The organism is Escherichia sp. E4736, assembly GCF_005781225.1.
Taxonomy (GTDB): domain Bacteria; phylum Pseudomonadota; class Gammaproteobacteria; order Enterobacterales; family Enterobacteriaceae; genus Escherichia.
In genome coordinates this window covers 1-23107 of record NZ_VATT01000042.1, presented here as the reverse complement: position 1 = coordinate 23107, position 23107 = coordinate 1, and the positions used below count along the sequence as shown (strand labels likewise).

At 47.2% G+C, this 23107-nt stretch carries 19 protein-coding genes and 2 pseudogenes; 16 read left to right on the top strand and 5 right to left on the bottom strand.

Features of this window, described 5'->3' with window-relative positions:
* Positions 1-117: 117 nt before the first annotated feature.
* The 12 genes and pseudogenes from FEK46_RS22045 to tssE all read left to right on the top strand — a co-directional run bounded on the left by FEK46_RS22045 (position 118) and on the right by tssE (position 13147).
* On the top strand, positions 118-1302 hold the full coding sequence (locus FEK46_RS22045; protein WP_135560352.1) for a tetratricopeptide repeat protein: 1185 nt from the start codon (positions 118-120) through the stop codon (positions 1300-1302).
* Between the two features lie 334 nt (positions 1303-1636).
* On the top strand, positions 1637-1924 hold the full coding sequence (locus tag FEK46_RS22040; RefSeq protein WP_135560353.1) for a hypothetical protein: 288 nt from the start codon (positions 1637-1639) through the stop codon (positions 1922-1924).
* A gap of 71 nt (positions 1925-1995) precedes the next feature.
* Positions 1996-3249, top strand: coding sequence for a hypothetical protein (locus FEK46_RS23865; protein WP_240731145.1), 1254 nt, complete (start codon positions 1996-1998; stop codon positions 3247-3249).
* Between the two features lie 33 nt (positions 3250-3282).
* Positions 3283-5052 (top strand): type VI secretion system baseplate subunit TssF, encoded by a 1770-nt coding sequence (tssF, locus tag FEK46_RS22030; RefSeq protein WP_135560354.1) that lies wholly within the window; start codon positions 3283-3285, stop codon positions 5050-5052.
* Entirely contained in the window at positions 5016-6098 is a 1083-nt protein-coding gene (gene tssG, locus FEK46_RS22025) for a type VI secretion system baseplate subunit TssG (protein ID WP_135560355.1), read from the top strand. Before tssF ends, tssG begins: the two co-directional genes overlap by 37 nt.
* Positions 6099-6133: 35 nt before the next feature.
* The gene (tssJ, locus tag FEK46_RS22020) at positions 6134-6658 is read left to right on the top strand and encodes a type VI secretion system lipoprotein TssJ (RefSeq protein WP_135383422.1); all 525 of its coding nucleotides are present in this window, start codon (positions 6134-6136) and stop codon (positions 6656-6658) included.
* A gap of 4 nt (positions 6659-6662) precedes the next feature.
* Positions 6663-8897 (top strand): annotated as a pseudogene (vgrG, locus tag FEK46_RS23860) (type VI secretion system tip protein VgrG); the annotation flags it as partial.
* 27 nt (positions 8898-8924) lie between these two features.
* Positions 8925-10226 carry an S-type pyocin domain-containing protein gene (locus FEK46_RS23855; RefSeq protein WP_346763853.1) on the top strand — a complete coding sequence of 434 codons (1302 nt, stop codon included), beginning with the start codon at positions 8925-8927 and terminating at the stop codon, positions 10224-10226.
* Between the two features lie 3 nt (positions 10227-10229).
* On the top strand, positions 10230-10505 hold the full coding sequence (locus FEK46_RS22010) for a bacteriocin immunity protein (protein ID WP_130259208.1): 276 nt from the start codon (positions 10230-10232) through the stop codon (positions 10503-10505).
* 678 nt (positions 10506-11183) lie between these two features.
* The gene (locus FEK46_RS22000; RefSeq protein ID WP_135560358.1) at positions 11184-11582 is read left to right on the top strand and encodes a hypothetical protein; all 399 of its coding nucleotides are present in this window, start codon (positions 11184-11186) and stop codon (positions 11580-11582) included.
* A gap of 823 nt (positions 11583-12405) precedes the next feature.
* On the top strand, positions 12406-12705 hold the full coding sequence (locus tag FEK46_RS21985) for a bacteriocin immunity protein (RefSeq protein ID WP_130210704.1): 300 nt from the start codon (positions 12406-12408) through the stop codon (positions 12703-12705).
* Between the two features lie 7 nt (positions 12706-12712).
* The gene (tssE, locus tag FEK46_RS21980) at positions 12713-13147 is read left to right on the top strand and encodes a type VI secretion system baseplate subunit TssE (protein ID WP_130210702.1); all 435 of its coding nucleotides are present in this window, start codon (positions 12713-12715) and stop codon (positions 13145-13147) included.
* Between the two features lie 18 nt (positions 13148-13165).
* Here tssE and hipA read toward each other — a convergent pair.
* Together hipA and hipB are read right to left on the bottom strand one after the other, a co-directional pair.
* Positions 13166-14496 (bottom strand): annotated as a pseudogene (hipA, locus tag FEK46_RS21975) (type II toxin-antitoxin system serine/threonine protein kinase toxin HipA).
* Positions 14496-14762 carry a type II toxin-antitoxin system antitoxin HipB gene (hipB, locus tag FEK46_RS21970; RefSeq protein WP_130209497.1) on the bottom strand — a complete coding sequence of 89 codons (267 nt, stop codon included), beginning with the start codon at positions 14760-14762 and terminating at the stop codon, positions 14496-14498. The pseudogene hipA and the gene hipB overlap by 1 nt, the downstream one beginning before the upstream one ends.
* A 449-nt stretch (positions 14763-15211) precedes the next feature.
* Between hipB and FEK46_RS23500 the strand changes: the two genes are divergently transcribed.
* The 3 genes from FEK46_RS23500 to FEK46_RS21960 all read left to right on the top strand — a co-directional run bounded on the left by FEK46_RS23500 (position 15212) and on the right by FEK46_RS21960 (position 16746).
* Positions 15212-15373 (top strand): hypothetical protein, encoded by a 162-nt coding sequence (locus tag FEK46_RS23500; protein WP_165382765.1) that lies wholly within the window; start codon positions 15212-15214, stop codon positions 15371-15373.
* Between the two features lie 312 nt (positions 15374-15685).
* Positions 15686-16189: a helix-turn-helix domain-containing protein gene (locus tag FEK46_RS21965; protein WP_130209643.1), complete on the top strand. Its 504-nt coding sequence runs from the start codon at positions 15686-15688 to the stop codon at positions 16187-16189.
* Between the two features lie 56 nt (positions 16190-16245).
* Complete coding sequence (locus FEK46_RS21960) at positions 16246-16746, top strand: DUF6622 family protein (RefSeq protein ID WP_130209499.1); 501 nt, start codon at positions 16246-16248, stop codon at positions 16744-16746.
* A 513-nt stretch (positions 16747-17259) separates the two neighbouring features.
* Here FEK46_RS21960 and FEK46_RS21955 read toward each other — a convergent pair.
* From FEK46_RS21955 to FEK46_RS21945, 3 genes are all read right to left on the bottom strand, one after another.
* On the bottom strand, positions 17260-17742 hold the full coding sequence (locus FEK46_RS21955) for a GNAT family N-acetyltransferase (RefSeq protein ID WP_130209501.1): 483 nt from the start codon (positions 17740-17742) through the stop codon (positions 17260-17262).
* A complete protein-coding gene (locus FEK46_RS21950; RefSeq protein ID WP_130209503.1) occupies positions 17730-17996 on the bottom strand; it encodes a DUF1778 domain-containing protein in 267 nt (88 codons plus the stop codon). The genes FEK46_RS21955 and FEK46_RS21950 overlap by 13 nt, the downstream gene beginning before the upstream one ends.
* Positions 17997-18226: 230 nt before the next feature.
* Positions 18227-19150: an omptin family outer membrane protease gene (locus tag FEK46_RS21945; RefSeq protein WP_130261399.1), complete on the bottom strand. Its 924-nt coding sequence runs from the start codon at positions 19148-19150 to the stop codon at positions 18227-18229.
* A 993-nt stretch (positions 19151-20143) separates the two neighbouring features.
* Between FEK46_RS21945 and FEK46_RS21940 the strand changes: the two genes are divergently transcribed.
* A partial coding sequence (locus FEK46_RS21940) for an inverse autotransporter beta domain-containing protein (RefSeq protein WP_171021381.1) occupies positions 20144-23107 on the top strand: 2964 nt, incomplete at its 3' end.

Below are 23107 nucleotides of genomic sequence, written 5' to 3'. Positions count from 1 at the left end.
CAAGGACGACGATTCTCTGGAAGCCATCATCAACTTCATGAGGATATCGACAAATCATCCTGAAATAAGATGTGTCGGTTAATTGTATTGAAATATAGAAGTTATTTAAGGATAAACATGAAGGGTGTAATTAAATTAAGTTTACTGGCCTTATCAATCTCATTCAGCTTTGTTGGTTGTGCTGAAAGTAAATCTGTAGAGATTTTAAGCGCTGTCGTTAAGGACAAAAAAATATCAGGTGCTCAGGTGGTTATTCAACGAAACGGCGAGCAATCCATTTCTTCTTTAAGTGATGATTCCGGAAATGCCCAGATTGGCAATAACACAACCGACACAAATGACAGTCTGATAATTATCAAAAAAAATGGATATTCAACCCTGGTGGCAAAATGTCCATGTAGTGGTATGAGTTATGCATTAAGCCCGACAATGAAAGGGCTTGATAGTATGCGCGTGGTTTTGGGGTGGGGACGTTTACCTTTTGATCTTGATTCACATATGGTATATCCGGAAAATCATATTTTCTTCGCCAATAAGTTGGGCGACAATGGAAATCTTGACGTTGATGATATACATAGTTATGGACCTGAGACTATTACGTTAACCAAACGAGAGAATGGGAAACCTTATATTTATGCTGTTCACGACTATAGTAATAAGTTTGATCCAGATGCCAAGTATCTCTCCAACAGCGAAGCGAAAGTGTTTGTTTATGTTGGGGAATCTTTAGTTCGTACATATTATGTTCCTAAAAACCAGCCGGGGAATTTATGGACTGTTTTTAAAGTTAATGAAAATGGTGCCATCGAAGATGTGAACAATATAAAAGGTATTTCCGTCGATGCCGATGATATCGATAATGTTTTAACACCACTTTTAAATAGCAACGCAACGTTGCCTCATCAAAACTGGGGGGCTGAGCAAATTAATATTTCAAATGCGCTGAATCTTAAGGGTGAAGAATCATACCGTCGAAAGCAATATGAAGAGGCAATTTCGTTTTTCACAGAGTCAGTCAATAACTATTCAGAAAATGGCAAGGCATATGGCAATCTCGGGTTGGTATATCAGAAGGTTGGTCGTACTGCTGAAGCTATATGGGCAAACCGCAAAGCTATTACACTGGCCTCTGGTAAAAATGCAGCAACAATCCGGGCTGGTGCAAATTATAATATAGGAAAAATATACGAAAAGGAAGGTCAGTATCATGATGCCCTGAATTACTACAATGCTGCCAAAAATGAAAAACAAAACCCTGTTTACGACAATGCGATAATAAGAGTAAGCAGCAAAATAAATTAAATATTAATGTTCTTTTCGCATAACGTTTCATATGCTAAACGTTATGCTTTTAAAAACCAGGTGGAATCTATGATTTAAAACTATACCAGTCAATTTACACACTGTTTAATATATGCTTGCAAATTATTGTTTTTAATAACCACTTTTTCATCCAGTGCTTCGGAAAATTAACCTAAAGTATCATCAACAGTAGATGGCTTGCATATTGTCGCCATTAATAAATTGCCAGCAGCGCCTCAGGAAACATCTTCTGATGAGCATGTATTAAATTGTGAAGGGAAAAGCTTTTTCATCTATTGGATAGAGAGTGATTAATTAAATCTCTAACGGTGATTTGACTATCGTTGGTTTTTTCAGCAAAGGTGAGGGTGGTACAAGCGGTTCCTGCATTGTCAAAGATGGAAATGTGGCAATTTATAACAAGGGTTCTCTCCAGGCTTTAATTTATGGTGATAAAATCACCGATGACTCAAATTCGCCTTTGGGTGCAGTTTCCAAAACCAATTTAAATAACACATTTCGTCTGAGAGAATTTTTCCCGGGTATGACCGTAGTTGCTGATTTGTTTTATGACGGTAATGTTGTTCGTGTTCAACCAATTGCACCAATAGAACCATTTTGAACCGGCCCATTCAGACTCACCGCAACTATGGAGCTTTGCCAATAATATGGAATAACAAACAAGGAATTATTATGCGCTATCGAGTTATTGCTCTGACCTTATGCCTTCTTTCTGGTAGCAAAGTTGCATTATCTGCGGGATTTGATTGTTCCATTGCAAATCCATCACCGACAGAAAAAGCGATATGTAGCAATGAGTATTTATCAGGACTTGACAGTGCTCTTAACAATTTTTTTAAAAAGACCTATGACAGTTCTTTAAGCCATGGACGTCTGGCGGAACGTCAAAAAGAATGGCTAAAAGAAAGAAACAGTTGCCTGGAGGACGTTTCCTGTATTACCAATAGCTATTTAATACGCAATCGAAGTTTAGCAGCAAGCAACAATCTCCAGAATGTCAATGATATTTTCAACCGTGAAGGTGACAAACTGGATGAAATGCTGGATGGTCCAATTAAGACAAGGTCTGGATTTACAATAACCGACTCGCCATGGCTTGTGAAAAAAATATTTTCATCTGATAGTTTTGACGGAGGAATTAATCTTGAAAAAATGTATGTATCGTCAGTACTGACATATCAGGAAATTAAAGGTGATTTGTACATTTATATTTCTGTTAGTGGACAGTATCAAGGTAAAAACATTACACTTCTCGTAGAGCTTGTGGATGATATAAGCCCCCGCATCATTCAACAGTATGATGGTAATGTGGATATAATATCCCGTGCCAGAGATGCTCAGGGAAACTCTTTAGCGTACTTTTCTGTCAGGAATGATTCACATAAAGAATATCATTATTTGTTTATAACTCCGGATGGAGGTAAAGGTATTTCAGAGATTTCCTCCAGGCAGGCAGAAGCACTGAACCAGGAAACAAAATCATGGATGGGTTATTGTGGGGCTTCAGAGTGTAATGCGTCATTACTATCACCTGATAGCAAATGGAGACTTGCTTCAAGTGACGGTTACGTCAAAGACCCGGATGAAGGCATGTACGTATTTCCAGCCAACCGTCCGGACCAGGGATTGAATGTTTTTGCGGACAAGGCTGATAATTCAATCACTGATGATATTTTTGGATATACCCGGAAATATGTATGGGGAGATGACAACAATACATTTTATTTTGACAATAGCGGTGCATTAGGTTGTATCTGGAAAACTAACATTAACCAAAAAACAACAAAGCGAATCATCCCCGTAGAAGGTATTCTGGAACCATTCTATATAAAATATGACGGAGAAGATCTGATTCTCTCTGTTTATGCATATTCTTATCAAGATGATTTCAAATCAGAAATATACATAACAAAAGAACCTAATTAAATAGTAATTCAATAAATCAGGATTTAAAATTGTATGGATGATTTAACCCTTCGCTATTACGAAGCAGAGATGCGCTATCTGCGTGAGGCGGGTAAAGAGTTCGCCCGTGCCCATCCGGATCGGGCAGCGATGCTTAATCTGGATAAACCCGGCGCCCGCGATCCTTATGTTGAGCGCCTGTTTGAAGGTTTTGCCTTCCTGATGGGCCGTTTGCGTCAGAAGCTGGATGATGACCTGCCGGAACTGACCGAAGGGCTGGTGAGTCTGCTGTGGCCACACTATATGCGGACCATCCCGTCGCTGGCTATCGTCGAATTCTCTCCTGACTGGCGTGGCCTTCGTCAGGCTGAACTTCTTGCCGAAGGTTTCTCCGTACAATCACGCCCTGTCGGGCCGCATAAAACCGCCTGCCAGTACCGGACGACTCGCGATGTTCCTCTGCAACCACTGCATCTTGCGGATGCCCGCCTTCATACTGAAACTGATGGCCGCTCTGCTATTCGTTTGCGCTTCGAATGCCCTGAAAAAGTGGACTGGAGCAAAGCCGGGATCGACAAAGTCGCCATATTCCTCAACGCAGAGAGTCCGATCAGTTCAGCACTCCACCTGGCATTGACCCGTCGCGTTCACGCCATGTACGCCCGCCATTCAGGGACATACACCGAACGTCATCAGTTTGATGGCTGGTGCAAACCCATGGGCTTTGACGACAATGACGGACTGTGGAAGAAAGCCGATACGGCCTTCAGTGGTTACCAGCTGCTGCTGGAGTATTTCAGCTTCCGACCGAAATTTATGTTTGTTGAGCTGCGTGGCCTCGACACCATCGGGCTCACTGAAGCCAGCTCCTGGTTTGAAATCGACATCGTGCTCAGTGAAGCCTGGTCATCCGATCTGCCTTTTGAAACGGAAAACTTCCGGCTGCACTGTGCACCGGTCATCAACCTCTTCACCCTGGAGGCCGACCCGCTGACGCTTAACCCGCTGGATAACGAATACCTGCTCAGGCCGTTGCGTCTTCAGGATGGTCACACCGAGATTTACAGCGTCGATGATATCCATGGCGCGGTAAAGAATGGCAAACACCCCTATGTACCATTCACCAGCTTCCGGCACCGGGGCGGTATGATGCGCCACGATGCCCCTGAACGTTATTACCACACCCGCGTGAAACGCGGCCCCTCTGGCCTGTATGACACCTGGTTGATTCTCGGGGGGCGTTCGTTCGAGCTGGAGCAGCTGTCCGATAAACCAGAATCCCTTTCGATGCGAATAACCGGTACCAACGGGCAGCTTCCGCGCACTGCGCTGGAAAGTACGCTCCTGGACAGGGTGGCAAAAACCGGCAAAGTGCCCGTCAGGGTACTGAACGTCACCGCACCGACGATACCGCTGTATCCCCCTGCAAACGACCGTTTTCACTGGCGGGTGATGAGCCACCTCGGCTCAAACTTCCTCAGCATGATGGACAATCCGGAGGTCCTGCGGGGAACGCTGGCGCTGTACGACTGGACCGATGATGAAATGAACCGACGTCAGCTTGAAGCTATCGTCGCCGTGAAGCACACCCTGACCCGCCGTTTTGAGAAGGGCTTTATGCTCCGGGGCGTAGACATAGAGGTCACGCTAAACATGGATAATTTTGCAGGCGAGGGGGATGTGAATCTCTTCGGCGAAATGCTGCACCGGTTCTTCGCGCGCTATGCTGATATTCACCTCTTCAACCAGCTCACGCTGGTGCTGCAACCGACAGGAAAACGACTGAGATGGCACGAGAATCACAGCCAGTACGTACCGGGCTAACACTAGTCCTGAGCAAAGATATCTGGCAGGCCAATTTTTATCGTTTCTGCCAGCTGCTGGAGCAGGAAAATCCGGACGCGCCGAAACTGGGCGCCTCCAGCCATCCAGCCAACGATCCGGTCCGCTTCAGGCCCTGGCCTGGTATGGGTTTCCCGGTCAGTACCCTCAAAGCGGTGGAGACTGACGAAGACCACCCGGCATTACCCCCAACGGTCCGTACGACATTTTTGGGGATATATGGCGTGGACTCCCCTCTGCCGACGTCCTGGCTGGACGACATTGCGCAGCGCCGCGAAGGGCACGAGGCAGTTACCTCGTTTCTGGATATTTTCAGCCACCGTATCACCACCCAGTATTATCGGATCTGGCGGAAATACGCCTGGCCGGCCACCTTCGAGGCAGGTGGCCGCGATGCCACATCACAGTGTCTGCTGGGGCTAGTGGGACTCGGTATACCGGGCACCGCTGAGCAGGTGGCAACGCCGGTTTCACGCTTTCTGGCCTTGCTGGGTACCATGCGATTACCCACCCGTAATGCAGAAGGCATTCGGGCCCTGGTGAGCCTGCTGGCACCGAATACCCAGGCAATTATCACCGAGCCCGATCCGGTTAAGGTCCATATCGATAACCGTAGCGGGTTGGGTACCGGGAACCGCATCTGTCTTTCTCAGCGAGCCACGCTGGGTAAAACGGCAAAGGAAGCATGCAGTCGGGTACTGGTGACGCTGGAGACAGAAGATCCGGAGGAAGCAGAAGGGTGGTTACCTGGTGGTTTTCTCCATACCGATTTACTGGTCCTGCTGCGCGTTTATCTCGGCTACCGCAGTGACGCCCGACTGCGCCTCACCGTACCCGTACGATTGCTGCCTGAGCCACGCCTTGGCAAAGGCAGACGTATCCAGCTGGGCCGCACCGGCTTGCTGGGCCTGAAAGCAGGCAAGCTCAGCAATAGTCGGGGGAGTCTGACCGTCAGTCTGGGCTGCTATGAAGGGTTGCAATGTTCCGCGCTACCGTCCGCTGAAGACGGGCACTACCGCTTCGAATAATCACGTACTCCCACTCTCAATAAAGGAACTTTTGAATGGCAACAGTAACCCGTTGGTGGGCGCTGACGCTTATTGCCTGTAGCCTGCTCGCTGGCTGCGGTCTGACTCAGGCTGTGACGGACGGTACGGTCAGCATCACGAAATCCATCTTCTACAAGAAAATCAAAACGCTGCATCTGGATTTTACCCCGCGTACGGCCATTAACGCTGATGGCGCACAGACACCGCTGGCAACGATGGTGAGAGTTTATCAGCTCAGGGATCGTAAAGCGGTTGATGCCGCCGATTACCAGACACTGCTGCGCAATGCCGATACGGTACTTAAAGACGACGTACTGGCGTCTAAAGAGCTGCTGGTGATGCCAGAAGGCAGCATGACACTCAATATGCCCATGGATGAAGACGCTCAGTTCGTGGCGGTGGTGGGATTATTTAACCGCCCGGATCAGAAGGACAACCGCTGGCGCCTGGTGCTGACCCGTGACGATCTGGACCCGGACAACCCCCGCACGATTGAACTGGGTGATGGCTGGCTCAGCCTCGTGCCGGTGAAGGAGTGACGTGATGGATAACTGGTTAGCGCTTTTTGACGGACAGACCCGATATTTTCTGGATATTTTTGACAGCTCAGTGAAGCCGGATGTTCTGCGCTTTTACGGCAGGGAAGCACTGAGCGAACCCTTCAGCTGGGACATCGAGTTCACAACGCTTCAGGCGAATATCCCCCCGGAAGAGGTGCTGATGAAATATGCCTCTTTCCGGATGCGGAGCGGTAAAAGTGTGCACGGCATGGTGACCCGCCTGGAATGGCTTTCCACCTCAAAGGACCAGTCTCACTACCGGCTTACGATCAGTTCGCGCCTGGCGCTCCTGGGATATACCCGACAGTGCGTGGTCTATCAGAACCAGTCTGTTCCTGAGGTGGTTGAGCAGGTGCTGCGTAAACACGGTCTGGAAGGTCCCGATTTTGAATTCAGACTGGAGCGCACCTACCCACCACGTGAAATTATCACTCAGTGGCGGGAAACGGATTTGCAGTTCATTCAGCGCATTCTGTCTGAGGTGGGTATTTACTGGCGTACGGAGATGGACGACGTGCGCGGTCTGGATACTTACATACTGGCCGACAGCCAGCTTAACTATCAGTTTGATGTGCAGTTGCCCTACAGCGAGCCGTCGGGGTTGTTCGACAGTGTGGCAGAATCGGTCTGGGATGTGCGGACCTGGCACAACATTGCCACCGGCACTGTCACCACGCGTGATTACAACTACCGGACAGCCACCATGCCGATGAATGCGGCGGTCAGCGTGCGTAATGATGTGGTCACCACCGGGGAGCATTACCGCTACGCAGCCCCTTATCGTGAAGCGGGAGACGATGCCAGCCCGGAGCCGGAAACCGAATCTGGCGCGTTCTGGGCCCGACTTCACCACGAGCGGGAGCTCAACAGGTCGGCCCGTATTCACCTGTTCAGCAATGCTGCACACCTCACACCCGGGCAGGTGCTGGAGCCGCAGGGCGATGTCATTACGGCCCTGCAAGAGGGCGTCATCCTTACGCTGGTGACCTTCCGGGGCGCCCGTGATTCCCGTCTGCATGTGTCGGTCTGGGGCCAGCCTTACACCGAACGTTACTGCTTCCGTCCGGCAGAGATCCCGCGTCCGGTCATCGCGGGTACGCTTCCGGCACGGATCGAAAGTCGCGAAAAAAATGATACCTACGCACATCTGGACGAGCAGGGGCGCTATCGGGTGAAGCAGGACTTCGACCGGGAGGGGACGAAACCCGGTTACGGCTACCTTTGGCTGCGGATGGCGAAGCCTTATGCCGGTGAAACGCTGGGCTGGCATACGCCGCTCATCGATGGCACCGAAGTGGCGATTGCGTACAGCAATGGCGATATTGATCTGCCGTACATCGCCTGTGCACTACACGACTCCGAACATCCCGATCTTGTGAACCGGGACAATCATACCCGGAACATCCTCCGGACACCGGCCAACTCAAAATTGCGGATGGAAGACAAGCGTGGTGAGGAGCACATCAAACTCGCCACGGAATACGGTAAAACGCAGCTCAACAACGGGCACCTGGTGAACAGCAAAGGACAACTTCGCGGTAAAGGCACAGAGCTGCGCACCGATGAGTGGGGAGTCCTGAGAGCAGGAAAGGGACTCTTTGTCGCTGCGGATGTCCAGGCGAAAGCGCAGGGTGATGCTCTGGACATGGATGCTGCATTGAAGGAAATCGACAGGCTTAATCAGCAACTGCAACAGCTGGAAATGGCCGCAGAAAAGGCCCTGGCGCTGAAGGGGGATGTCGACAGCCAGATACAGATGTTTGAGCAGCGGCTGAAACCGCTCAATGAAGCGGTGCTTTTCTCGGCGCCGGAAGGCATGGCACTGACCAGTGGAGAAGATATGCAGCTGGCCGCGGGCCGGAACCTTGCGCTTAACGCCGGAGAAGACTTCAGTGCTGGAGTGATGGGCAATGCGACCGCTTTGACCGGGGAGAAGCTGGGGCTCTTTGCCCGCACCGGTCAACTGAGCCTGAAATCCGGGGAAGGGCCAATAGATGTCCAGGCGCAAAACGCCAGTATGCGGTTGTTCGCTGAGAAGAAGCTGACGCTGAGCTCAGCGAGTGACATCTCCTTTGCCGGAAAAAAACGTATCACGCTGATTGGTGGTGGCAGTTATCTGAAGCTTGAGGCCGGGAAGGTCGAGTATGGTACGACAGCGTCGTATGTACGGAAGGTGAAAAGGACGATGGCGGCATCAGCCAGTGCTAAACCTCCGGAGGCCGTATCCTTACCGCCTCCAGCGACCATGAGAGAATTCAATCCCGAAACGCTCACCCCGTGGGTGACGCCGGTGTATGCAAAATCCTGCCTGAAGGAGAAAGGCTGCACGGATGCCGGTACTGCCGAAGAGCCCGTTGATAACTTTGGACAGATGACAATTTTTGCCCAGCCTGTCGAGGACGACTGCTGCGGTTATGGCCATCAGCATGAGCATGCAGATGATGAAGTCGTTCAGCATGCCCAGTCAGCCAAAAAGCGTAAGCCTGACGCCGGGGGCGCTCAGGCAACGGCTGCACCACTTGCTCTTGGGGCTGCTACGGGCGTGATGACCCAGGTCTGGGGAGAATGGTCCCTGACCGGCGTATTGGGCGCGGCCCGGGGAATTCCGTATGTAGGAGCGATGATGTCCGCACTCTACGTTCCATCTGCGGGCGAGGGGAGTGACAGGGTTCCTGGCCGGGATGAATTCTGGTACGAGGAAGAGCTGCGGCAGAAAGCCATCACCGGGGCAAAAGCGACAACCCGGGTGAGATTCTTCTGGCGCCAGGATGAACAGGGCAACATGCGGGTCTATGGCGTCCATACGGGTGAAGGTACCCCGTATGAAGGTGTCCGCACAGCAAACATGGTGTGGAATAGTGAGCATAATCAATATGAGTTCACTCCAGCTCACGGTGCCGATGGTCCGCTGATTACCTGGACGCCAGAGAGACCTGAGGGCAGTGACCTTCCCTCACATACCGGCAGCGACATCAAGCCAATAGACCAGGCAACAATACTCGTCACGCCAATTCCTGACGGTAAAGATGAATACACGACACCACCTTTCCCGGTGCCGGAAGAACGCGATCTTAACGATTACATTCTGGTGTTCCCTGCGGATTCAGGGATTAAGCCGATTTATGTTTATCTCAAAACCGCGAGGGATGAGCCAGGTGTGGCAACAGGGAAGGGGGAGACGCTATCAGGTTCAGAGAAATGGCTTGAGGCTGCGAGCTCTGGTCTGGGGGCACCTGTACCTGCGCAGGTTGCTGATAAACTTAGAGGAAAATCCTTCCGTAACTTTGACCATTTTAGAGAAGAGTTTTGGCTTGCTGTGGCAGAATGTCCTGAATTGATGAGTCAGTTTAAAAGGGTTAACCAGATGGAAATAAGAGATGGGAATGCTCCTTTCAGCATAGTGCCAGAACAAGTTGGTGGAAGAAAAAGATTTGAAATACACCATATAGAACGTATTATTGATGGTGGGGCTGTTTATGACTTTGAAAACATGCGCGTAAACACAGTTAGAAATCATATTAATTTACACTCAAAGAAAAATAGGTGATTTATGGAGCTTAAGCCAAAGCTTGAGGATTATACAGAGGATGAGTTCAGAACCTTTTTAAATGAATTTTTCACGAACCCAAAAAAATTAAAAGGAAAAGAGCGGCAGCAGTATATAGATAATTTAGTTGCGCACTTTGACCTAATTGTAAATCACCCTGAAGGTAATGGATTGTTATTCTATCCCCCAGACGACCGTGAAGATAGCCCTGATGGGGTGATCGGGGAAATAATAAGATGGAGAAAATCCCAAGGGCTTCCACTTTTTAAAGATAGTTAAGAATTAATACCTGAACTCAATATGGCTATCTGATGAGATAATCTAACCAAACATTTCTGCTTGCACATTATGAGGAATGCAAAGCTGATTATGATTAACAATAGGTGTGTTAAAAACAAATTGGAAGATTATACTAAAAATAAATTCATGAAAATCTTGAATGAATTTTACTCAGAACATAGATCATCGTCATCACCTAAGGGTAACGAGCTAGAAACTTATTTAGATAATCTCCTTGATATGTTGACTGTACTGGTTGGGACCGGAGAAGTTAGTGACTTTATATACTACCCAGACACACCTGAAAATGATTCGCCTGAAGATGCATTAAATGAAATAATTAAATGGAGAAAATATCAAGAGCTTCCATTATTTAAGGACTTCTAGGTCAAAGAATCATGAATAGAATATCATCATGACTGCTGCGTAACGGTCTTAATTTAGTAACAAAAATGGACTTGTTGGGGAATGATATTCGGAGTCGCTGGATATTATGGAGCGGACTTGGTTGCGGATTATATTGATGAAAATTAATTTCGATCGTTTATTTAGCAAAAAAAAAATAACCTTCAGGATATCTATTCTGAAAATACCTTTATCACAATCCCAGACTCAGAAAGAAGATACCCACCATTCTTTTTTGTTGGGAGCGGGGTATATGCATACTCAACCAGGTTCATGATTAAATCCGATGACTTAGCAAAGCTAGTTGATACGATCGAGGAAAGGTTCAACAAAAAGATAACAAGCAATAAAGCTATTTATTCGCTCAAAAACAGCACTCTTCACTATTATCAATTTAAAGAATTTGGGCAAACAGCAGTAGATATAATAACTAATGACAACAACCTCATTGATAATATTTACGCTTTATATTTAGAACCACCGCTACCGAGCACTGTATTCCCTAACCGGGATGTAGAAACATTCGGAAGTCTACAAGGCGATATAGAAGTATGGTGGAGTATATATTGGCACCCTTTCTGGGGGAGGCTATCTCTGGAAAAGAAAAAACATTACGTAGAGCAAAAAAATTTATCTAATGAGCTAAAGGAATTCCTACTTCTCCATAACTAACATCATTCCCGCAAAATGACTTTCGCCCAAGATGATCTCTGAGGTTTATGCCATGCGGTCTGGCGCAGACCAGTGTGAATGGTAAAATCGGCATCACGATTTCAACATAAATTTATTCACTATGGTAAATAGGAGACACGAAATGATAAATGTAACTGAGATGAGCAAAAACATTTCCAATTATACAGAGAACGAATTCACCGAAATTGTAAGTGAATTCTATCCCGAGCAAGTATCAAAAAAATCATTAAGCAATACAGAATTAGAAAATTATTTGGACAAGCTTTTGGATAAAATCATTTACTTAGTTGGCTCAGTTACTGCGAGTGATTTTATATATTACCCTAACACCCAGAAGAAGACAATCCAGAATCCGTAATTAAGGAAATAAAAAATCAAGAAAAAACCATGGATTAGCTCTTTTTAAAGATTCATAAAACCACACAAAATGAATAGAAGGTAATTTATGGAACTTAAAAACTCATTTTCAGAATATACACAACAAGAATTTTTGCTTTTTTGAATGAATTTTTTAAGAATTCAAGAAAAGCAAAGCCAAAGGGGGAGTCTCTTAGTGATTATTTGACAAAATTATCGAATCACTTTGACAAAATCACGGAGCATCCTGAAAAGAGCGATTTAATATTTCACCCAAAGGATAATTCAAAATGTACTCCGGAAGGATTGATTGAGGCAGTTTTAAACTGGAGAATATCCCAAAGCCTTCCTATTTTCAAAGATATTTAAACTAGAACGTTATAACCCTATGTAATTCCAAGAGTAAATGACACTTTATTAAATCCATAATTACAGACAGAAAAATATGTTTGAATTTATGCGTACGTTTAATGATTACACTGAAAATGAATTTCTCGAATTCTTACATGAATTTAGAAAAGCAACAAGGAAAGATAAGTTTCTAAAAGGGAAAGAATTAGATACTTACTTAGATAAGCTCATGTACCATTTCATAGTTATTACTGAGCACCCTAAGCAAGGAGACCTAATAGCCTATCCTGAATCACCAGAAGACGGGAACCCCAATAATATTATCAAAATTGTGAGGGTGTGGAGAAAATCTCAAGGCCTCCCGCTTTTTAAAGACTCTGAAGCGGATTCTTGAGGTCTAAATGTCCAATAGAAAATCCCCATCGTTATATGAAATTCTCACTGGCAACTTTACAGGGGATCTTCCCCTTGAAGTTGTAAACGAAGAAGACCAGGTCATTTTATCCGTGCTGGATAACATCCAGCGTATCTTGAACGCCCGGGCCGGGACCATATCTCATCTACCAGATTATGGTTTGCCGGATATGACCAAAATTCTGCAAGGCATGCCCGGAACAGCCCACGAGCTAATCGATACGCTGGCCGGTGTTCTACTCAAGTATGAACCACGTTTGCAGTCCCTTAATGTAACTTTATTCGAACAGCAAGTGCCCGGGGAGCTGCGTTACGCCATAGATGCGGAACTGAGAGGTATCGGACTTGTACGGTATGGGACCGAGTTTATGCCAGAGGGAAAGGTGATGATCAGACACTTGAAACAGCAGCAAAATCTGTAAAAACATCAATTTATCTAATCAATTCATACCCTCATTTCCATATTCTCGGCTTAACCGACCGTGCAACCTCAACACATTGGTTTCAATTGCCGTCAACACGTTCTCCGGAAAATCTGCCGATAATGAAGTCTTCACGTTATCCAGTGCTGCGGGAATCATTCTGGCAAAGTCACTCAGGATTTCATTCATCTGCACTTCCGGGAATTTCAGTGCCTTTGCTGTCGCCAAAAAATGTCGCGGATAAATTTTATTGATTACCGTTTTTCTGCCTTTGGATGCATTAAGCCCCATTGCCAGTTTGAGATCGCTGATATGTATTCCCGGGCCACCCAATACCGGAAATGCTGAAATGATGTCGTAAAATGGCGTGAGTCGATAACTACCGCCGGCCTGGATAAACACAGAGAAATTTTTCGCATGGCCGTCCGTCGCGCCAATCAACCACTGGAATACCTGGAATTTCATAAAATCATAACGATCGCGAAGCGCCTCGCTGGACCCCATTAAAAACGCCATGATCCGCGCGATGCCTGGGCCTCCGTCAGATTCATATTTCACCGATGAAGGTAAACCGAATGTCTGACACATATCCTCCTGCGGCAAGCGAAGTAAAACCGTTCGTTCAGTATTCCAGCGTCTGTCAAAGCGTTCGACCGCTAACGCGCGCACCTTTCCCGCTTTAATGATTTCTGCGTCGGGAACATTCAACCCGAATTCTTTTGCCAGCAGCAGACAGTAATACTCATTATCAACACTCTGACTGAGATCGAGCGTCGCGTTGGGCTGCCTGATTTCACCAATCGGCAATTTAATGATATGCGTCGTCGGCGTTATTCCTTTCGGAATGCACCAGTCATTGCCCATTCTGAGCAGCGCGGTCTTCTCCTGCGCGCCAGCAACCGAGATGCGAAAGTCATCTTCCTCCTAATCATGTCTAGCGGGATATCTGCTTTATAAGCCGTTAATACTTCTTCAAGTCTGGCTTCAGTAAGCTTTTCCCATGCCATTATCGGGCGCGTTACGGTTTCGTCTTCTGGTAATAACGTCACGGCGCCAACGCTGTCTCGCCCTATTTCTGACAATAAATCAAACGGTTGTCTGGATTTAGCATGATAACGTTTAACGATCCGGTCGCGTAAAATCGGGCTATCGGGTAACAGGTTATCGAAGAAGTTAAATACGGCATCAGAGGTGATATTCCCCCTCTGCAATGGCAGCGAAAGCGACAATGGCCTGGCATAACGGTTGGCTAACCACTCCGGCGCATACTTAAAGGTATGGGCACCGTTGGCCAGCTTCGTCAACTCACCTACCCGCTGGTTGTTCATCCACGTGACAAGTTTAGGCATTACCACTCCAGATCTTGCTGATCAGTTGATTCTGGCGAGGCATTTTTCGTGTCGCATAGCGTCATTGATAGCTTAAGCGACAGTAATATCTTAAAAAATGTTGTTAGCGTGGTGTTGTCAGGGTTGTTTTCGAAATTGGAAATGGTCGCCTGTTTTATACCGATTTTTTTCGCCAGCTCGCTCTGCGTCCAGCCATTTTGCTGACGAACCAGTTTCATTGCATTTGCTAATTGCGTTGGGCTATAGATCATCGGAAAGCTTATCATGCCATACGTCCACAAGAAGTTTATCCGCTGTAGGGGATATTTTCAGTTTTATCCTTTAGTGAGGATAAAGTCAATCTGCAAACGCATTTTATCCGCTTTACGGGATAAACACTGCGATAGCCGCGATCGCGGATAAAAACGACCATACAGGTATAGTGCATCTCCACTACACCGGGTGGCGTCAGCCCCATTACCCCGATGCAGTCCATTTTCTTCTGACTTTTCTGTGTGTTTTGTGTGTATTTTAGCCAAGAATGTGATCAGTACCCGATATAGTGGATCACGTCATTGCCACCATACCTGATAGCGTGATGGCACGGTTAGGAAACTTTACCTGGTACAGTGTATCGTGAATGATGATCGGCTCTGATAACGCGATGATACTGAAGTGAAAGCTGTACCCTGTGTAGTGGATCCAGTGAAAGTGCGCACCCGGTATAGTGTGCTTCATGGCTGAATCGGAGTTTGCCGCAGGTAGCCCTGCGTCCACCATCATGACAGACACTGGTCGCAGGACTCGCGAGCCGTATGTAGGTAATCCACTATGCCGGGTGAATGATATGTTGATCCATGCTGACGGACAGCTGGTTATCCACAAAAACGGAGCATAACCTTGTGACCGGAATCCGGATAAGACGAGATAATCATCATTACTGCGGCATCACCAGTAAGGGGTAACCCTGCTCCTCTTTTACTTCAGTTTCTCTATATTCAGCATAAATTCAGACGTTCCGCTGATGCTGGAAGTCGACGGAAAGAACGGGAAGCTGCGGCTGTCACCCAACCCCAGACCCAACTGAATGTGCAGGGGTCCGACCTTATGACACTGGCGTGTCGCCTTGCTGTCATGGTGGTGTCGTATACGGTGCCGGACTGATGTGCAAGTATTATTGTCACAGACATTGCAGAGAACGGGAACAATGATGACTGTCGCTGAAAAGGTGAAAACATATCGTCTGAGAAAGGCATGGTCGCAGGAACAACTGGCTGAAGTCGCCTCTCTTTCTGTAAGGACTGTGCAGCGAACTGAAAAAGGCCAGAAGCCGAGTCTGGAAACACTCAGTGCGATTGCTTCAGCCTTTGATATAAATGTTTCTGATCTCTCGGAAGAGACTTACGTTGCCAGCCAGGCTCTTGATGAACGCATCAGCGAAGCCAAAATTCAGGTAGCACAGGAAACCCGGTTTTATCGGATTCTGGTTACTGCTGTTCTGGTATGCACAGCATTAATGATAATTAACTCTCTGTTTACCCCGGAAAGTTACTGGTCCGTTGTGGTAGCTGTTATATGGGGAGGACTTGTCATACTCAGGGGAATACGCGTGTTTATCATGCGAGGGAAAATCGCCTTATGGCAACAACGCAGGTTGCAGAAAATTCTTCGGTCAGGAAATAAAATATCGAATAACAATACCACTGAAAAGTAATGGTGTGCCGATTCACCTGTACTGAAAAAGATTAACTTTCGTAACTGGGACAACTTATGAATATTGCAATCTTTTTAAGAGATACACCTGTCTGGATATGGATCCTGCTGGCTTTTTTACTGCGACGCGGCTTTGCTGCTCTTTATGTCCGGGAGATGACAATCAGGCGGTTGTTTTTTCTCCCAGTGCTTTTTCTTGTCTGGGGGGCATATGGTGTTATCACTGAGACAGCACTTGCTGGCGCAAGCCTTTCAATGATGGCAGCAGGACTGCTCGCAGGCACGGCTCTTGGATACAGGTTGTGGCGCTTACAGCCACCGCTGAGAGATTCAGATAATCCGGGCATGATTATCAGGGCTGGGACGCCGCTGACCCTGGGGCTGATTGTGATTACTTTTTGCATGAAGTTCATACTTACTTCAGCCATTTATCTGCAACCGGGATTACGGTCATCCGCAAGTTTTTGTATGTTGTTTGGCGGTGTAACAGGACTTATTGATGGCGTATTCTGGGGAGGAACCCTGAGCCTTTTCATCCCTTGGTACAGCAGAAGATGATTAACCGTAACTACCGGTGATCGAAACCCAAAGGACCCGCTATTCATTGTTGTTGGCTCACGCCAGATGAAATTGAAATTTTCGCTTGTGGTAAGCGATGGTCGCACAGTTAGGGTATACCCCAAGGCATAAACGCTATAAGCGTTGTAGGATTGCTCTTGGATCTGTGACAATTGATAACTTACAAAAAGCTTTGCTTAAAATCCGTAAACCGTGGAGAACGAGCAATATCGTTATCCCGTCATTTATTTAATTAAATGTCTGCTTCACAGCAGACACTCAACAGCGCCGTCCGCGTCTATAACTGACCTATCGCGCTTAATGTTCTATATTGCTGTTCTGTTAACCGACTGGGGCCGAGTGACATTTATCGCAAGCCATGCCTAAGTGCGTACAATGAATCGCATAAAAAAGTAACTTATTGATTTTAAAGTACATATAACAAAGATTATGTTAAATATCGTATCTGGAGGGCTTCAGTATGCACATTTCAATCTCCCTTGCCCCCCATTATTACGGCAGTCTGAGAAACAACGTTCTCTCCTGCGTTTGTGATGCTTTAAAACCATGGTGCAGGTAAAAGCGTCGGGCAGTGTCGGTAAGCGCATGAACCATAATGGCGCGAACGCCGATATTTTCAGCTACTCTGTAGCAGCGCAACACCGCATCATGAAGCAGATCGGCGCCCAGTCCTTTACCGTGGAACGAAAGATCGACCGCCAGACGAGCCAGGATAATCACCGGTATGGGGTCAGGCATATTACGGCGAATATTTCCCGTTGCTTCGACATGATTCACACTACCGGTTGCAAGTGAGTAATAACCAACTACACGTTTTGTCTCTTGCTTGCAGATAACAAACGTCCGCGCAGCCCCAAGCGCCTGATTCTTTAATCCCCTGTGTTTTAACCATTCATCCAGAACAGCCTCACCACTAACAAATTCCGCAAGTTGATGAGAACTCGATAAAGGTTCAGGCTGAGTTACAAATCCCACTGTGGTTTCCTTGCCAGAAGTTTTTCTAATGCTGGGTTAGATTCTACCGGCGCATCGATCATATCGATAAACTCGGCATACTGCTCCTCGTTCAGATTAAATACTCTGCGTTCAAGAATGACATTCTCTGCGGCCTGGCAAGCCATTTCGAGGATAAAATCCGTGCGCGACTTATGCAGAATTTCTGCTGCCGTATCTATCAGCGCCCGCTGGGATTCTCTGGCGCGAAGGTTGAGTTGGACATCTGATTTCATGGTAACACTCCGTATAGCATTTGCTATACAGCATAGCAGATTATTGCTGTGTAGCAATTGCTATACATACCGGATAACTGAATTTTTCACCAGAGAGTTACTGACTAAAGGTACTTAATGTTGGCAAGACGGCTGCTGCAACGGATGGGTAAATTATCAGGATGTTGTAACTACGTAATTTTTATTTAAATTCGGGGGCGTTTACTGCCCCCCGAAGACGCATTTAACCATCAGAAGCGGTACTCAATCCCTGCGCCAATGGCGTAGTTATAGTTTTGAATACCTGCAGCATCATTGTAATGTTCAGAGTCACCTGTGACTTTATCATGCACAGTTGAGTCCCCCCTGCCTTCAGAGAAACGCGTCCAGCTCAATTCAGTGAAGACACGAGCCTGGGAAGTAATATTATATCCCGCGTTGATAGTTCCTGAGTAATAGTTTGAATTACTGGCAGTTTCGTTAAAACTCAGGTCACGCATGTAATGCTCATCGTGGTCGCGAGCTTCTACCCACGGACTGAATTTAAACTGTGCAGTGATATCAAAATCCTGGTAAACATATTTCCCCGTCAGCCCTAAGTAAGGCACCCGGTATCTCTGCTGGTAACCAATGGTGCGCTCACCGCGCGGGAAATCGCCCACATTCGCACCATTATCATAGGTATAATGCCCCCCCTCAGCCAGCCAACTGAAACGGGTTTCCTGATACCCAACCACTGCGCCGAGATGCAAATTATCTTCATTCAGCAACCAGCCGGTTACGTTCAGATCAAGCTGGTTAGCGAAATTCAGATGCGTGTCAGGACTGCTTGACCTGTCGCTCCAGTGGCTTTGCGAAGGATAAGACCAGTCATAATCATCCATACCAGAACCGCGAGATGCCAACGTCGTCCACCCATTAGCATTCAGCGACAACCATGATAATGGGTCCCAGGTAATTCCAGCTTTAATAACCGGCGCATTGTTTATTTTCCAGTTAAGCTGGCTCGACTTCACACCTTCATCATAAACAAATTCGCGAGACTCCCCGTTTAACACCGAAAGAGAAGTTCCAACTGACACACTCTCAGGAGAAAAGTTGACACTCTGGTCAGCATATGCCAATGGCATTAATGCAAGTAAACCTGCCCCGGTAAGTAATACACTTTTCAACATCGCTCTCATCCTTATAACCTGGTGTATGTCTTCTGACTGACATTTGTGCACCGATAAATTGTTCAGTTATACCGCAACAGCAATTAGCCATAATAAATGGTGGAAATGCTGCCATTAATGAATATATTTAACCTAATTGGATTCTGATATTTTCACTGCCACCTTAATCAACGTTTCAGTTAGCCAATTACGTCCTTTAACGGTGTTCAAACCTGAAGATATCAAATCCTTTAAGTTCGGCATTACAGAGTATTAAAGCAGATAAATAGCATAGCCATATCGTTATAATGCCATACATTTCATTACAACAATAAATCAAATCACACAAAAAATTGCGCTTATTTATCATTTTAAGCCCAACAATTGTCATCACCAAAAAAAAATTAAGATAAACACCCTAGACAAAAAAGAAACCAGACAACAAAAATCAGTATGAAATGTCACAAAATGAAAATACAACAACCAATCAACCCATTGATATCACTAAATATAAACATAAATCAGAGATAAATCATAACAGTATCCTCACCAGCTAACATATCAATAACGGAATTTTATGCTGTAATTTCACATAGCAGACAGACCTATATTCTCTTGTTAACGCCCCCTCTACCAGGAATTATAACAATAGACGCGCGCAACGACATGTTCTTATTGAAAAAAACGCACTAACACATAATCATCCTAACATTCCATTATCAACAGAAAATCATTAACATTCGTTAGTTTTTATTATCAGTAACATGTAGCTGGAGGGGTGAGCAAAAACCAAATTTATTACAACAGCACTTGAATGAATTTAGTTACACACTGTTTCGTGTGTCTGTCTCAGACAAAATGAACAGAATAATAAAGCACCTTAAGGAAGATTAGTCCGGATAAATAAATATTGTCCGCCGTCTATTAACAAATTTCAAACAACAGACTGATGTTATTATGAAACAGAGACTCACAGCCTGCCTGCAAATATTTTTGCAGCTCATGGTTATTTTTATGAACTCCTTTGTCTTTACGTTCCCTGCTCAGGCAGTAACGAATTCGCCAGAGAATAAGTCCGGACAAGAAGCAAAAGGAAAGCACGATGCGAAAACAACAGCACAGGATGATGAAGACGATAAAAAAATCGCCTCAGTTCTTACCAGCACTGCCGAATTATTAAAACAGAGCAATAGAACAGATGCATTGATCTCCTCTGCCATCGGCAGCACCTCGTCGATTGCCACCAGTGAAGTGCAGCAATGGTTGCAGCAGTTCGGAACTGCCAAAGTTAATGCAACGCTGGACCGCAAAATGGCACTTAATAATGCCAGCGTAGATCTTCTGGTGCCTCTCTACGACAACAAGAAGCAGGATCTCCTGTTTACGCAAGTTGGTGCCCGCCGCAATGATGACCGCGATATCGTCAATATCGGTATTGGTTATCGTTACTTTGCTGACCACTGGATGTGGGGCGTCAACACTTTTTACGACCAGCAGCTCTCCGGTAATAAGCATCAGCGTCTGGGCGTCGGGACAGAGCTGGGCAGCGATTTCTTCCGCCTTAGCGCAAACGGTTACCGCCGACTTTCCGGCTGGAAAAATTCAAAACGCTATGCCGATTATCAGGAACGTGTTGCCAATGGCTATGACATTCGCGCCGAGGGTTATTTACCCGTTTATCCACAGTTAGGTGCAGAACTGGCGTGGGAACAATACTTTGGTGAGGAAGTGGCGCTCTCGCAGAACAGCAGTGATAAGCGCCTGAGCAACCCGTGGGCCATGACGCTGGGCGTCAACTACACGCCATTCCCGCTGATGACCGTGGGCCTGAACCAAAAAATGGGTAAAGGTGATCAGAACGACACCCAGGTGAACCTCAATCTCAACTGGAAGATGGGCGAATCCCTGGCGAGTCATCTCGATCCAGACGCCGTCGGCGCCAGCAGAACGCTGATGGGTAGCCGTTACGAGCTGGTAAACAGAAACAACGACATTGTGCTGGAGTACCGTAAGCAACAGGTTATCTGGCTGACCCTGCAGGATAAAATTTCCGGCACTGAATCTATGACCCTGCCGGTAAATGTGCAGGTGAAGAGCAAATATCCGCTTGATCACATCCACTGGCAGGCCGACAGTCTGCTGAAAAACGGCGGCAACATCAGCGAGAAAAATGGCGCCTGGTCCGTCACGCTCCCGCATTATCATACCGGCAACGCCGTGAAGAATGTCTATGTTGTTTCCGCGACAGCTCTGGATACGAAAGGTAACCAGTCGCCCCCGGCGTACATGACTGTGCAGGTTGACAGTTTTAATATTCAACACGCAGTCACCACCGCCAGCGCCGCTAAAATGACGCTACCAGCAGACGGAGTAAGCAGCACACCGATTAGCGTGACGCTGACCACCGCCAGTGGTGAGAAAATCACAGGTCAGGCAGCTAACCTCAGTGCTCAAATCACGGAAGCCAACTCAAAACAACAGAAGCCACAAAAGAAAGCCAGGCTGCAAAAGAAAACCAGCCTCTCTCCGGCAACCGCACCAACGCAGGTGCCAGCCAGTATCTCGGCGTTTAAAGAAAACTCGCCCGGCGTATATGTCACTACCTTCCATGCCGGCAATATGCCTGGGCAGACAACTGTTGATGTTTTCTATAACAAGACTCAGAAGATTAGCAGCACGACCATTACTCTGGAATCTCCCGCTGCCAGCGAGCGCTTTGCTGCCCACGGGATAACCGCATCGGCAACGTCAGCACTGGCTAACGGCACAGATGCCATCAGCCTCACGGCGCACATCGTGGATGCAACGGGAAATCCTGTATCGGGCGTCCCCGTTACCTGGACCACGGATAATGCGCAAGCTCTCCTGTCGGCAACGTCCGCTCGCACCGATGCCCAGGGGAACGCCAGCATCTCGCTGACCAGTTCCCAGCTCCTGAGTACAACAATCAGCGCCCATCTCGATAACGGCGAAATTATTAAAAGTGAAGCGCTGCAGTTTATTGCGGATAATGCCAACGCAGTGATCAGCCAGATTGATGGCGATAAAACCGGTGCTATCGCCAATGGCCAGGACACTATCATCCTGCAGGCCATCGTGACCGATACCAGCAACCACCCATTATCGAATCAGACCGTGAACTGGGCCATTAGTTCCGGTAGTACCACGGCACATCTGGCTGGCAGCCAGAGCCAAACCAACGAGAATGGCGTGGCAACCATGCTTCTCACCTCCACCAGTGCCGGACAGGTTACTGTTTCCGCCACCACCGGAGACAAGACAACCGGGAAAGCGGTACCAAAACACTCCGTTCCTCTGACTTTTGCGGCCGACGCCAAAAGCGCCGTGCTGAAAAATATTACACCGGATAAGACCACGCTGCTGGCCGACGGGAAAGAGAGCGCAACGCTAACCGTTATTGCAGAAGATGCGTTAGGTAACCCATTAAAAAATGTCCAGATCGACTGGAGTACCCTCAGTACTACCGCGCATTTTGCCCCGACAACCGCGCTGACGGATGATGAAGGCAAAGCCACCACCCAAGTTAGCTCCTCTGCTGTGGAAGATGTGGCACTGACGGCGGCCCTCCAGGGGCAGAAGATGACCTCCCCGACCTTGCATTTTACGGTTGATAATAAAAGTGCTGCGGTAACGTCGCTTAACACCAGTAAAGAAACCGCCGTTGCCAACCTGAACGACGCCATTCAGCTGACCGCACTGATTTGCGATGCGCACCAGCATCCGGTATCCGGCAGCCCGGTGAAGTGGACCATTACGTCCGGTAAAGGGGTACTCAGCACCGAGCAGAACACCACCGATGCCAGTGGTTACAGCAAGGTCATGCTGACGTCAGCCTCAAGCGGGGATGTGGTGGTTACTGCCAGCACCGCGAGCGGTAGCGCAGTAAGTTCACAAAGTCTGCACTTTACTGCCGACAGCACTTCGGCAAAAGTGACTGACGTCACCGTGGATAAAAAA